Below are 13,867 nucleotides of genomic sequence, written 5' to 3' on the forward strand. Positions count from 1 at the left end.
AGCTCCTGCATTGGAAAACGTTCCCAGCAGGAACTGCCGCAGGCTGCGGTCTTTTGCTCTGCTTCAACCCAACGCCGTATCCATCACCATCATCAGACAAAACCCGATCAACAGGCCAAGACTGGCCAGTTTGTCATGACCATTGCGTCGCGACTCGGGAATCACTTCATGGGTCACTACCAGCAACATCGCCCCCGCCGCCAGAGCTAGTCCTAATGGCAACAACACCTGCGCCAGACTGACCAGCCACGCACATAACAACGCAAACACCGGTTCGACCAGACCTGACGCCGCACCGATCAGGAACGCCCTGACCCGCGACATCCCCGCCCCGGCCAACACCAACGCGATCACCAGACCTTCCGGGACATCCTGCAAAGCGATACCCATGGCCAGGCTGTCCGCATCCGGCATGCCGCCGCCAGCAGAAACGCCGACGGCCATGCCTTCAGGGATGTTATGGGCAATGATGGCGAACACGAACAACCAGATCCGTGGTGGAATCACCGGATGCTCGACGGTGCCGACGAGCATTTCCGGGGACGCGCCGGAAACCTTGCGATCGACCAGATACAGCCCGAACGCACCCAGCATGATGCCGAAGCAGATCAGGCCGCTGGCGCCCCACGGTGTCAGTCCGAGGCTTTCGGCGGCAGCAATGCCCGGCACGATCAGCGAAAACGCCGTCGCCGCCAGCATCACCCCGGCACCAAAACCCAGCAAGGTATCACTGAGTGCCTGCGGCATCCGCCGGATCACCAGCACTGGCACAGCCCCGAGCGCCGTGCCGAGGGCGCAGATCGCACCGCCCTGCAACGCGCGCAACAGCCTCGGTTCCAGATTCAGCCATTCCAGTCCGTGGGCGACCAGCAAAGTCATGCCCGCCAACAGCAACAGCGATCCCACTGCGTAACGAAACATACGCCCACTTCCGATCGCCAGTGTTTCAGTGCCCATAGTCAGCCTTGGATTGTTTTTATAGAAGACTTAAACCAGCGCAGCCTGATAACGCGCAGCGACTTCAGGCCAATTGATCACGTTATAAAAGGCGTTGATGTATTCCGGCCGACGGTTCTGATACCGCAGGTAGTAGGCGTGCTCCCAGACATCGAGGCCGAGAATCGGCGTGTTGCCGTTCATCAAGGGGCTGTCCTGGTTGCCGCTGCTTTCCACCAGCAGTTTTTTCTCCGGGGTCACGCTCAGCCAGGCCCAGCCACTGCCGAAACGGGTCAGTGCGGCTTTGGTGAAGGCTTCCTTGAAGCTGTCGAGACCGCCCAATTGCTCATCGATGGCCTTGGCCAGCGCGCCGTCCGGTTTGCCGCCGCCGCTTGGCACCATCACTTCCCAGAACAGCGAGTGATTGGCGTGACCGCCGCCCTGATTGATCACTGCCGCACGGAGTTTTTCCGGTAGATCCTTGACGCTGGCGACCAGTTTTTCTACCGGCCATTCGGCGTATTCAGTGCCTTCTACGGCGGCGTTGAGATTGTTGATGTAGGTCTGGTGATGCTTGGTGTAGTGGATCTCCATAGTCTGCGCATCGATGTGCGGTTCGAGCGCGTCGTAGGCGTAAGGCAAGGCAGGCAAGGTAAAAGCCATTTCAATGGACTCCATGGTGATGGGGGGCAGGTGCGCGGCGCGCATTGCCGGTATCCGGATGCAGCAGGCGTTGGGTGCGCGGGTATTCACCGTGCTCGCTGATGAAATTCAACAGCTCGACGTAAGTCTTGCTGCTCTGGCGCAGCGCCGCTTCACGCAAGGCCAGGCGCTGACGTTCGTCCTGCATGGTCTGCAACAAGCGTTGATGGATGGCGCAGAGGTATTCGGCGCTCTCCTCCGGCTGATTCAGGCGCAAGTGCAGATCGGCCAGGTTGTGGTGGGAGATGACGCAAGCCGCCACCGCTTCGTCGGCATCCGCCCAGCGTTCGAACAACACTTGCGCCAGGGCCAGGGCTTGCAGGTAAGCCTCACGGGCGTCGATCAGTTCGCCGAGCATGAAGCAGCGATTGGCCCTTTCGATCGTGCGTTTCCAGTGCTCCATGGTGAGCCTCCAAAGCGGTTGCGGGGTTTACACGCCGCCGGCGGTGAGTTTCTCGGGGTTGAGCAACTCTTCCAGTTGGCTGCGCGACAGGTCGGTGTGTTCCAGGGCGACGTCGATCACTGCACGGCCTTCCTTGTAGGCCTGCTTGGCGATTTCGGCGGCTTTCTGGTAACCGATGATCGGGTTGAGCGCGGTCACCAGAATCGGGTTGCGCGACAACGCTTCTTTAAGGCGCGACTCGTTCACCTTGAAGCTGGCGATGGCTTTGTCGCCGAGCAAGCGGCTGGAATTGGCCAGCAGCTCGATGCTGCTCAGCAGATTCTGCGCGATGATCGGCAGCATCACGTTCAGTTCGAAATTGCCCGACTGACCGGCAATGGTGATCACCGAGTCGTTGCCGATCACCTGCGCGGCAACCATGGCGGTGGCTTCCGGGATCACCGGATTGACTTTGCCCGGCATGATCGACGAGCCCGGTTGCAGGGCTTCGAGTTCGATTTCACCGAGGCCGGCAAGCGGGCCTGAGTTCATCCAGCGCAGGTCATTGGCGATTTTCATCAGCGACACCGCAGTGGCCTTGAGCTGGCCGGAGACGGCGACGGCGGTGTCCTGCGAGCCGATCAGCGCGAACAGATCCTTGCCCGGGGTGAATTCCACGTCGGTCAATTGACTCAACTGGCGGCTGAAACGCGCGGCGAATTCAGGATGAGCGTTGATCCCGGTGCCGACCGCCGTGCCACCCTGCGCTAGGGATTGCAGGCTTGGCAGCAAATCCTGCAGATGACTGATGTTGGCCTTGAGCTGCTGCGCCCAACCGTTCAGCACCTGGCTCATGCGCACCGGCATCGCGTCCATCAAATGCGTGCGGCCGGTTTTGACGTGGCGATGTACGTGAGTGGCTTTTTGCTCGACCACTTGCACCAAGTGCAGCAGCGCCGGCAGCAGTTGTTCGTGCAGGGCCAGCGCAGCACTGACGTGGATGGTGGTCGGGATGATGTCGTTGCTGCTCTGGCCGCAGTTGACGTGATCGTTGGCGTTGACCGGCTCGCCGAGCAGACGGCTGGCCAGGGTGGCGATCACTTCGTTGGCGTTCATGTTGGAACTGGTGCCGGAACCGGTCTGGAAGATGTCCACCGGGAAATGCGGCATGAAGTCGCCTTCGAGCAAGCCTTGCGCGGCGTCGCTGATGGCTTTGCCCTGGGCGGCGCTGATCTGGTTGAGTTCAACGTTGGCGCGGGCGGCGGCGGCTTTGGCGATGATCAGCGCGCGGATGAATTGCGTCGGCATCGGTTTGCCGCTAATCGGGAAGTTATCCACCGCGCGCTGGGTTTGCGCGCCGTAGAGAGCGTCCACCGGCACCTGCAGTTCGCCCATGCTGTCGCGCTCAATACGTGTCTTGGTCATCTGAAAATCCTTGCACCAGTTCAATAAGAGGAATCGAGGGCAGCAGTTCGCAGGTGGCGAGCTGCCAGGTGTAGCGTTGCCAACGTTGGAGCCGGCATTTGCACAGGGACAGGCGCTCCATTTCACGCAGTGGACGCCAGGCTTGATCGAGACAGAAGCTGCGCCAGTGCCACGGCAAGGCGATATCGGTGGCCGTGTCGAGCAGCAGATGGAAGGAGGTTTCAGCGATGGTCCAGGGAGAAGTCGCCGTACAACAGGCCAGATACCGGCCCTCGGCCAGATAGTGTTCGATCAGGCGCGGTTCGTCGGGATCCATCGCGCAACGGATCTGGCGACTCATCCAGCGCCAGCTTTCGAGGTACGGCTGCTCGTGCAAGGCAGAACTCATGATCCGGGGCTCATCCGATAATGAGATTTATTATTAGATGATAATAAGAACCAAAACAAGAGCGTCGTACCATGCAGATCTCATTGTGGGAGCGAGCCTGCTCGCGAAGGCGTCGTGCCGGTCACCACTGCGGTCGGCCGTGAAATCGCTTTCGCGAGCAGGCTCGCTCCCACATTGGTTTTGTATGGAGCCAATAAAAAAAGGCGCGCCACCCGATGAGGTGGCGCGCCTTTTGTGTCTGACGGCCGGGGTTTAGCTGCCCGCGACAGTCATCCGCTCGATCAACACCGAACCGGTGCGAATGTTGCTGCGCAGCTCCAGATCATTACCGACCGCGACGATCTGCTTGAACATGTCGCGCATATTGCCGGCGATGGTCACTTCCTGCACGGCGAACTGAATTTCACCGTTCTCGACCCAGAAACCCGCCGCCCCGCGCGAATAGTCGCCGGTGACCATGTTCAAGCCATGGCCCATCAATTCGGTGACCAGCAAGCCACGGCCCATGCGCTTCAACAGTGCAGCCTGGTCTTCATCGCCATGGGTGACGAACAGGTTGTGTACGCCGCCTGCGTTGGCCGTGCTCGGCATACCCAATTTACGTCCGGAGTACGTGCCGAGGATGTACGACACCAGCTCGCCCTTTTCGACGAACGGTTTGGCATACGTCGCCAGACCATCACCGTCGTAAGAAGCACTGCCCATCGCGCGCATCAGGTGCGGACGCTCATCGATGGTCAGCCATTCCGGGAACAGCTTCTGCCCCAGGGTGCCTTCAAGGAAGGACGACTTGCGATACAGGCTGCCACCGGACACCGCCGAGAGGAAACTGCCAAACAGACCACCCGCCAGTTCTGCGGAAAACAGCACCGGCACTTCGCAAGTCGGCACCGGACGTGCGCCCAGACGGCTCGCCGCCCGTTGCGCAGCACGCTGGCCGATGCTTACCGGATCCGCGAGCAAAGTGCCCTGACGGTTTACGTCATACCAGTAATCGCGCTGCATCTGGCCATTGGCCTCGGCGATCATCACGCAACTCAGGCTGTGTCGGGTCGATGCGTAGCCACCGATGAAGCCATGGCTGTTGCCGTACACGCGGCAGCCCTGATGAGTGCTGAGGGTGGTGCCGTCGGCATTCTTGATCCGCGCATCGGCGTCGAATGCCGCCGCTTCACAGAGCAACGCCTTCTCGATGGCCTGCTCCGGGGTGATGTCCCACTCGTGGAACAGGTCGAAATCGTGTTGTTCCTTGGCCATCAACGCCGCATCGGCCAGGCCCGAGGCCTCGTCTTCGGAGGTGTGCTTAGCAATGGCCAGTGCCGCCGCGACGGTCTCGCGAATCGCATCCGGACCGGTCGCCGACGTGCTGGCCGAGCCTTTGCGCTGGCCCACATACAGGGTGATGCCAAAGCCCTGATCGCGGTTGAACTCGACCGTTTCGACTTCGCGCTGGCGCACCGACGTCGACAGTCCCTGCTCCAGCGACACCGCGACTTCGCAGGCACTGGCGCCCTGAAGCTTGGCTTCGGCGATGATCTGCTCGACTTGTTCCTGCAGTGCCGGCAATGCCTGCGGGCCGACGCTTTGAACTGCACTCATGCTCATCTCCACTCAAATTCTGCTTTCGGCTGGGGTCATCGAGCGACCGGGCCGGACAAGCGGCCCCCGACTGGTTATCATGGCGGCGTTTCTTTGCGGACTGCCACCATGGTTGATTCTTACGACGACTCCCTCGATACGGGAGAAAAAAGCAAATCTCAGGTCAAACGCGAGCTGCATGCTCTGGTTGACCTCGGCGAGCGCCTGACAACACTCAAGCCAGACTTGATCGCAAAACTGCCGCTGACCGACGCTATGCGCCGGGCGTTGGCCGATGCGCCCAAGCACACCGCGAACATCGCGCGTAAACGGCACTTGCAGTTCATCGGCAAACTGATGCGCGATCAGGACACTGACGCGATTCTGACCTTGCTCGATCAACTTGATGCCTCCACTCGCCAGTACAACGAGCGTTTCCACAATCTCGAACGCTGGCGTGATCGCCTGATCGCGGGCGACGATGCCGTGCTGGAAAAATTCGTCGTCGAGTATCCGGACGCCGATCGCCAGCAACTGCGTTCCCTGATCCGTCAGGCTCAGCACGAGGTTGCGCAAAACAAACCTCCTGCTTCCAGCCGCAAGATCTTCAAGTACATCCGTGAGCTGGACGAGACTCAACGCGGTCTGCGTTGATATTCGCCACCGGGTGGTCGCCCTGCGCGCCACCCGAAGCTCCACCTCCTCTTATGCGCCCGTGCCACCCACGGTGATCGCATCGATTTTCAGCGTCGGCTGGCCCACGCCTACCGGCACCGATTGCCCATCCTTGCCGCACGTGCCCACACCGCTGTCCAGCGCCAGATCGTTACCGACCATCGACACCCGGCTCATCGCCTCGGGGCCGTTGCCGATCAACGTCGCGCCTTTGACCGGCGCAGTGATCTTGCCGTCTTCGATCAGGTACGCCTCGCTGGTGGAGAACACGAACTTGCCGCTGGTGATATCGACCTGACCGCCGCCGAGGTTGGCGCAGTAGATGCCCTTCTTCACCGACGCGATGATTTCTGCCGGATCGCTTTCGCCACCGAGCATGTAAGTGTTGGTCATGCGTGGCATCGGCAGATGCGCATAGGATTCACGACGACCGTTACCGGTGCGGGCCACGCCCATCAACCGCGCGTTGAGCTTGTCTTGCATATAGCCCATGAGTACGCCGTTTTCGATCAGCGTGGTGCACTCGGTCGGGGTGCCCTCGTCGTCGACGCTCAGCGAACCGCGACGGCCGCTCAAGGTGCCGTCATCGACGATAGTGCAAAGTTTCGAGGCAACCATTTCGCCCATGCGGCCGCTGTAGGCCGAACTGCCCTTGCGGTTGAAGTCGCCTTCGAGACCGTGGCCGACGGCTTCGTGCAACAGCACACCGGACCAGCCCGAACCCAACACCACCGGCAACGTACCGGCCGGCGCCGGAATCGCTTCCAGATTCACCAGCGCCTGGCGCAACGCTTCACGGGCATAGCCCATGGCGCGGTCTTCGGCAAGGAAATAGCGGTAATCGGTACGCCCGCCGCCGCCATGTCCGCCACGCTCGCGTCGGCCATTCTGTTCAACAATCACACTGACGTTGAAACGCACCAGTGGACGCACATCGGCGGCCAGACCGCCGTCGGTGGACGCCACCAGAATCCGCTCCCACACACCCGCCATGCTGACGCTGACCTGCTGGATACGCGGGTCAAGTGCGCGGGTGGCGACATCGATGCGCTTGAGCAGCTCGACTTTCTCGGCGCGGCTCAACACTTCCAGCGGGTTATCCGGCGCGTATAACTGTGCAACATCTTGAGTGGTAAACGCCTGGACTGTGCCGTTCTGCCCGGCCCGGGAGATCGACCGCGCCGCGCGGGCGGCTGCGCCGAGGGCTTCGAGGGTGATCGCGTTGCTGTAGGCAAAACCGGTTTTCTCACCGGACTGCGCGCGCACGCCGACACCCTGATCAAGGTTGAAGCTGCCTTCCTTGACGATGCCGTCTTCCAGCGCCCAGGATTCGGAAATCTGGCCCTGGAAATACAGGTCGGCGGCGTCGATGCCGGGGCCGGCCAGGTCGCCGAGCACGCCTTGCAGGCTCTCGATCGTCACGCCGCCGGGCGCCAACAGGTGATCACTGACTGAGGACAACAACTCGCTCATAGGTTTACGCCTTAAATTCGTGTTCTGAGGCAGGCCGCTGTGCGCCCTGCGAGAAAAACCGCCGATGACGCGTCACCGGCATTCGCGCCCTGATGGACGCTTGTTCATTGCTATCGCGCTCGGCCAACAACACCGCTTCGCCTTGATCCTGACTCGCCAGCACCCGGCCCCACGGGTCGATGATTGCCGCATGGCCGAACGTTTCTCGCGGTCCCGGATGGGTTCCGCCTTGTGCTGCGGCAAGCACATAACACTGTGTCTCGATGGCGCGAGCGCGAATCAGCACATCCCAATGCGCTGCGCCGGTCACCGCAGTAAAGGCTGACGGTGCGGTAATCAACTCGGCACCGGCGGCACGTAATTCGCTGTACAGCTCGGGAAAGCGCAAGTCGTAACACACGGTCAGACCGACTCGCCCCACGGGCGTATCGGCAACGACAACGCCACTGCCATAAGCATAGTCATCGGATTCGCGATAACGGCCGCGATTGTCCGCCACATCCACGTCGAACAGATGCAACTTGTCATAGCGGGCAACGATTTCGCCCTGGTCATTGACCAGCAGCGAGCAGGCATTGGCCTTGGCCGTCGGTTGATCCAGCGGCGGCAACGGCAAAGTACCGGCCACTATCCATAACTTGAGGTCGCGGGCGGTCTGTTTCAACCACGGCAGGATCGGCCCTTCGCCCAATGCTTCGGCGCGGCCGATATCAGCGATGTCGCGACGGCCCATGGCGGCGAAGTTTTCCGGCAGCACCGCCAGCTTCGCGCCACCGGCCGCTGCCTGTTCGAGCAGGCGCCGGGCCTGAGCCAGATTGGCCAGCACATCGCTCTGGCTGACCATTTGAATCACCGCTAAAGACATGGCGAACTCCGCAAGAGATATGCGGCCATGCTACTCCATCGGTTCAGTAGCTGGCTGTTCAAAAAGGCTTGTCGAAGGTGATTTTCGGCTCTTTCCATGGGCCTTTGACGGTGTATTTCACACTGGCAAAGCGCGCCACGCGGTCACCGATCAGCTTGTCGATCAGGAACAACGCGCCGCCGACCGCCGGTGCGCCGACGATCAGCGCCGCAATCGGCAGGTTGTTGGTCACCGGCAAGGTCACCAGCAACTTGGCGTCCACCTGATCACCGACCAGATCCAGCGTACCGTCCAGCTCAAGGTTGCTCGAAGGACCGGTCAGGCGAATCGGTTCGCGGGTGACATACACACCGTTATTTGCCACCAACAGGCCTTTGACCCGGTCGTAGCTCAAGCCTTTGCCGAACAGATCGGAGAAGTCCAGACGCAGACGCCGGCCGATGGAGTTGAAGTTAAGCAGGCCAAACACTCGCAACGCCTGCGCGCCGCCCTCCACTTCAACAAACTGACCTTTGTTCAACGACGCATCAAGGGTGCCGGAGAAGCGCTTGGTCGCCAGCCAGGCCGGCGAGCCCGGCCAACGGCCATCGACGTCCATATGAAATTCTTCGCTGGTCACGCTCGGCGCAAAGCCCCAACCCTTGAGGACATCGGCGAGATTCTTGCCGCCAATCCGGCCCTTGAACCAGCTATTGGTCGCCCCCGGCGCACCTTCCCAGCCGCCATTGCCCTGCAACAAGATGCCTTTGAGGCCCATGTCGAGGTTGTTCAGGGCGATGCCTTTCGCGGTCGGTCGTACTTTGAGCGACCAGCCGCCGACCAGATCCGGCCCGAGAAACAGTTGATTGATCGTGATATCCAGCGCCGGAATCTTCGTCGGATCCACCGAAACCAAAGGGTCTGGCGAATTCTCGTCAGCCTGCACCGTCGGGTCTGGTGCTGGCAGTTTCACGTATTGCAGATTGACCGCAATCGGCACGCCCTTGGCGTCCGGCAGGCTCGCCGAGCCCTTGGCCTGCTGGCTGTCGAGAGCCAGATTCCATGCGCCCGGTTTGCGATTGACCTGCACCGATGCCTGATCCAGCGTGGTCCCGAATGCCTTGAGCTTGCCGACTTTGAAATCAGCACTGTTGAGCAATTGCTTGGCGCTGCCGCCCGGATCCTGCCCGGCGTATTTGTTCACCAGATCCTGCCACGGCGCGACGTCCAGTTCCGAGAGCACCCCGCGAACCCGCAAGCCTTTGGCGCCCGGCAGCACCGCTTCGCCGGCACCGAGGAACAATTCGCCACGGCCCTCGGCAAAATTGCTTGGAGGTGCCGCGAAGGTGAAATTAGCCAGTTGGTCGTAGTTGACCCAATAACGCCGCTCCTGCCCCTGCAAAGTCATGCGGAACACGGTATCGCGTCCGACATCTGCCGCCATGTCGAACGGTGCCGGCAGATCCACCGCCACACCCTTCATGCTGGAACTGACCATCAACTGGCTGTCGGCGCCGTCCAGATTCAATTGCAACTGATAAGGAATGGTCCCGGAAACCGGCAATGGTTGCGTCACGCCCAGCCAGTCGGTGAGTTTCTTCACTTCGACCTGACCGGATGCGGCAACCCGGGTCTTGAGCTTGCCGGGGCTGCCATCAGCGAAGATCTGCGCGGTCACCGGTTTGTCGAACGCCCGCGCGGCGATGTTCTGCCCACTGAGTCCTTTGGCGCTGTCAAAGCGGAAATCACCCTTGAGTTGGGTCAGCTCCAGCTTCGGCTCGGCGAGTTTCAGGCGCGCATTGGCGGTTTTGAAGTCGACCAGAATCTTCGGCAGGTCGCCGCCCTTGTCCAGCGGGATGTCCAGTTTGAGCTTGCCTTGCAGATCACCCGCCCCTTCCCATCCGGCAAAGGTCTCACCGGTGCCGATCGGCGCTTCCTGAAGAATCTTCAAGCCATCCCCCAACCCACCGGCAAAGGCGCCATCGAGGAACATATGCGTACGTTGTCCGGCCGGCACATGGGGAATATTGACGAAGACATCGCTGACTTGAGTGTCAAGCAACTGGCCCTTGTCGGCCACGATCCGCACACCACTGTCTTCGATAAACACATCGCCACTGACCTTGCTTACGTGCGGCCAGCCCGGCTGGAACGCCAGTTCAGCGTCGTGCACTTTGAAGAACAGACTGATGCTGCGATCGGCCTCCCCGGCATTTTTGCTCAGCGAGCCCTGATACTGGAAGAAGCCCTGATCGACTGCACCTTTGAGGATGGCCGTACGCAGCCACTCGTCGAGCGCCGGGCTGAGCACTTGAGGCAGGTACTTGGCCGTGTAGCGACCGTCGCCATCGACCAGACCGACCCGCAGGTCCATGTAGTCTTCCTGGCTATGGTCGAAATGCAGGCGTATCAGGAAATCGCCGGCAATCTTGCCTTCCTCGCCAAGCACCTTCAGGTACGGAGCGATCAGGGTGAAGCCGTCTTTGTCGAGCTTCCAGGTCAGCCGCGCATTGGCCTGAATGTACTGCCATGGCTTGGCGAAAATCGGGTCGAGGTGCAGGACAAAATCCTTGCTGTCCATGCGCAACTCGCCACCGTCCAGGTTGCCGCTGAGGCTACCACTGACGTTTCGTGCTGCCGGAGCGCCGTGATAGGCATCGAAACCAACATTGTCCAGATTGCTGGCGAAACTGAATTTGTTGCCATCGGTGGCATTGGGGCGAAAATCCAGCAACACGTTACGCAGGCCACCGGTGACTTTCAGATGATCGACGGCCGTGGCGAAACCTTGCGGCAACGGCCCCAACGCATTGAGCAACGGAGTGATCGGAGTCAGATCGAGACGATCCGCCTGCAAGTGCCAGAGCTCGTCCACCTTGTCGGTCGCGCGCGTCTGCTTCAGTTGGACATGAGACTCCCAACGGTTTTCGCCAAAACTCATCGCCAGTGAATCAAGGGTAATGGTGGCACCCTCATCACTGTTCTCGTAGTAGGCGTTAAGCGCCAGATTATTGATCTGGATCGGCTTGCGATCGGCATAGGCGCCGGTCAGTTGCGGAGCATTCAAGCGTAACGCGGCACTCTGCAGCGTGCCCTTGGCCCAATTGACCCAAAGTTCGCCACCGGCTTTGATTTCGGAAAAATTCCACTGCTGGGTCAGACGTTCTGGCAGCCACTTCGACCAGTCGCTTTGCGGCAGGCTGGCATAACCGTCCACCACACTGTCCTGCCATTGCTCCGGGCGAATCCGCGTGCGCAGGCTCAGTGCAACGGGCTGGCCATCCGGCAAGGTCAAACGCGCATCGAGCCGTTGACGGCTGGCGCCGGTTTTCAGATTGAGGCCGACATAGGTGAGGGTCAGCGGCGCGTGATCCAGCGGTTGCAGGGTCACCTGACTGTCGAGCACCGACAGTTGCTGAATCATTTGCGAACGATTGAACAGTTGCTGCGGGTCGAGCGGCTGATCGTTCTGCACCGGCAGACCTTCCAGCGCCCAACTGCCGTCCTCGGCCTCCTTGAGGCTGATTTTCAGGCCGTTGAGTTCAAGATGGGCAATGCGCACTTCGCGCGCCAACAAGCTGGCCCAAAGATCCGGTACCGCGCGCACTCGATCCAGACGCAACGCATTGGCGCCAGCGCCGACCATCACATCATGGGCCAGCAGGATCGGCGCAAAACCGCTCCAGTTGCCTTCAAGTTCGCCGATCTGCAACGGCATGCCAAGGGCGGCACTCGCCTTGTCTTCGATGTCGGCGCGATATTCGGCCACCAGCGGGGTCAGCTCACGACCGAGACTGACGTACAACGCCATCAACACCAGAACCAACGCGCACAGGCCCAGCCCCCAGCGGGTGAGTGTGGCCAGAATGCGTGTCAGACGCTCCATGTCAGTTGGCTCCCATGGCAAAAATACTGCGAAAAGCTGAGGCCAGCCGCGGTGGAAAAAAAGTGACGCAGGGGATCAGAGCAGCACCACGTCATATTGTTCCTGGGAATACATGGTTTCCACCTGGAAGCGTATGGTGCGACCGATAAACCCTTCAAGCTCGGCGACGTTACCGGATTCTTCGTCAAGCAAGCGATCCACCACTTTCTGGTTAGCCAACACCCGATAACCCTCGGCCTGATAGGCGCGGGCTTCACGGAGGATCTCGCGGAAGATCTCGTAACAGATGGTTTCCGCAGTCTTCAGCTTGCCGCGCCCCTGGCAACTGCTGCACGGTTCACACAGCACTTGCTCGAGACTTTCGCGGGTACGCTTGCGGGTCATCTGCACCAGGCCCAACTCGGTGATGCCGATGATGTTGGTCTTGGCGTGATCACGCTCCAGCTGTTTTTCCAGGGTGCGCAACACTTGGCGTTGATGCTCTTCATCTTCCATGTCGATGAAGTCGATGATGATGATCCCGCCCAGATTGCGCAGGCGCATTTGCCGGGCGATCGCGGTGGCCGCTTCGAGATTGGTCTTGAAGATGGTTTCTTCGAGGTTGCGATGACCGACGAAAGCTCCGGTGTTCACGTCGATGGTGGTCATGGCTTCCGCCGGATCCACCACCAGATAGCCACCGGATTTCAGCGGCACCTTGCGTTCGAGGGCTTTCTGGATTTCGTCTTCGACGCCATAGAGGTCGAAAATCGGTCGTTCACCCGGGTAGTGTTCCAGACGATCGGCGATTTCCGGCATCAGTTCGGCGACGAACTGCGTGGTTTTCTGGAAGGTTTCCCGGGAATCGATGCGAATCTTCTCGATCTTCGGGTTGACCAGGTCACGCAGCGTACGCAGCGCCAGACCGAGGTCCTCGTAAATCACGCTAGGCGCGGAGATGGTTTTGATCTGTTCGTTGATCTGATCCCACAGGCGTCGCAGGTAACGGATGTCCATGAGGATTTCATCGGCACCAGCGCCTTCGGCGGCGGTGCGCAGAATGAAACCACCGGCCTCTTTGATGCCTTCCTTGGCCACGCAATCACTGACCACCTGCTTGAGGCGTTCGCGCTCGGCTTCGTCTTCGATCTTCAACGAGATGCCGACGTGGGCGGTGCGCGGCATGTACACCAGATAACGCGAAGGTATCGACAGTTGCGTGGTCAAGCGCGCGCCTTTGGAACCAATCGGGTCCTTGGTGACTTGCACCACCAGGCTTTGGCCTTCGTGGACCAGCGCGCTGATACTTTCGACCGCAGGACCTTCACGTAGAGAAATTTCGGCGGCGTGAATGAATGCCGCGCGGTCCAGGCCGATGTCGACAAACGCTGCCTGCATACCCGGCAGCACGCGGACGATCTTGCCTTTATAGATGTTGCCGACAATCCCGCGCTTTTGTGTGCGCTCAACGTGGACTTCTTGCAGCACACCGTTTTCGACCACCGCCACGCGCGACTCCATCGGCGTGATGTTGATCAGAATCTCTTCACTCATGGCAGGATCTCGTTCAGGCGTGTTCACGATAATGGCCGCATCTGG

At 60.4% G+C, this 13,867-nt stretch carries 11 protein-coding genes; 1 reads left to right on the plus strand and 10 read right to left on the minus strand.

Annotation, left to right across the window (positions count from 1 at the left end; all coding sequences use genetic code 11):
• Window positions 1-63: 63 nt before the first annotated feature.
• The 6 genes from AC0ZWN_RS23365 to pmbA all read right to left on the minus strand — a co-directional run bounded on the left by AC0ZWN_RS23365 (window position 64) and on the right by pmbA (window position 5,432).
• Window positions 64-957: a ZIP family metal transporter gene (locus AC0ZWN_RS23365; protein ID WP_194933406.1), complete on the minus strand. Its 894-nt coding sequence runs from the start codon at window positions 955-957 to the stop codon at window positions 64-66.
• Window positions 958-987: 30 nt separating this feature from the next.
• A complete protein-coding gene (locus AC0ZWN_RS23370) occupies window positions 988-1,599 on the minus strand; it encodes a superoxide dismutase (RefSeq protein WP_116254665.1) in 612 nt (203 codons plus the stop codon).
• A gap of 1 nt (window position 1,600) precedes the next feature.
• The gene (locus tag AC0ZWN_RS23375) at window positions 1,601-2,041 is read right to left on the minus strand and encodes a hypothetical protein (protein WP_016984162.1); all 441 of its coding nucleotides are present in this window, start codon (window positions 2,039-2,041) and stop codon (window positions 1,601-1,603) included.
• Between the two features lie 27 nt (window positions 2,042-2,068).
• Window positions 2,069-3,445 (minus strand): class II fumarate hydratase, encoded by a 1,377-nt coding sequence (locus AC0ZWN_RS23380; RefSeq protein ID WP_476336710.1) that lies wholly within the window; start codon window positions 3,443-3,445, stop codon window positions 2,069-2,071.
• Window positions 3,426-3,833: a FagA protein gene (locus AC0ZWN_RS23385; protein ID WP_099758003.1), complete on the minus strand. Its 408-nt coding sequence runs from the start codon at window positions 3,831-3,833 to the stop codon at window positions 3,426-3,428. The genes AC0ZWN_RS23380 and AC0ZWN_RS23385 overlap by 20 nt, the downstream gene beginning before the upstream one ends.
• Window positions 3,834-4,085: 252 nt before the next feature.
• Window positions 4,086-5,432: a metalloprotease PmbA gene (gene pmbA / locus AC0ZWN_RS23390; RefSeq protein WP_476336712.1), complete on the minus strand. Its 1,347-nt coding sequence runs from the start codon at window positions 5,430-5,432 to the stop codon at window positions 4,086-4,088.
• 108 nt (window positions 5,433-5,540) lie between these two features.
• Here pmbA and yjgA point away from each other — a divergent pair, with 108 nt between their 5' ends.
• A complete protein-coding gene (gene yjgA / locus AC0ZWN_RS23395; RefSeq protein WP_007915377.1) occupies window positions 5,541-6,065 on the plus strand; it encodes a ribosome biogenesis factor YjgA in 525 nt (174 codons plus the stop codon).
• Between the two features lie 51 nt (window positions 6,066-6,116).
• Here the strand turns inward: yjgA and tldD are convergent, their stop codons facing one another.
• The 4 genes from tldD to rng all read right to left on the minus strand — a co-directional run bounded on the left by tldD (window position 6,117) and on the right by rng (window position 13,822).
• The gene (gene tldD / locus AC0ZWN_RS23400) at window positions 6,117-7,559 is read right to left on the minus strand and encodes a metalloprotease TldD (RefSeq protein WP_476336715.1); all 1,443 of its coding nucleotides are present in this window, start codon (window positions 7,557-7,559) and stop codon (window positions 6,117-6,119) included.
• Between the two features lie 4 nt (window positions 7,560-7,563).
• A complete protein-coding gene (locus tag AC0ZWN_RS23405) occupies window positions 7,564-8,424 on the minus strand; it encodes a carbon-nitrogen hydrolase family protein (RefSeq protein WP_476336717.1) in 861 nt (286 codons plus the stop codon).
• A gap of 58 nt (window positions 8,425-8,482) precedes the next feature.
• Complete coding sequence (locus AC0ZWN_RS23410; RefSeq protein WP_476336719.1) at window positions 8,483-12,289, minus strand: YhdP family protein; 3,807 nt, start codon at window positions 12,287-12,289, stop codon at window positions 8,483-8,485.
• 75 nt (window positions 12,290-12,364) lie between these two features.
• Complete coding sequence (rng, locus tag AC0ZWN_RS23415) at window positions 12,365-13,822, minus strand: ribonuclease G (RefSeq protein WP_034154470.1); 1,458 nt, start codon at window positions 13,820-13,822, stop codon at window positions 12,365-12,367.
• Window positions 13,823-13,867: the final 45 nt, after the last annotated feature.

The sequence above is a fragment of the Pseudomonas sp. 3B-A001-10F genome (genome assembly GCF_056313565.1).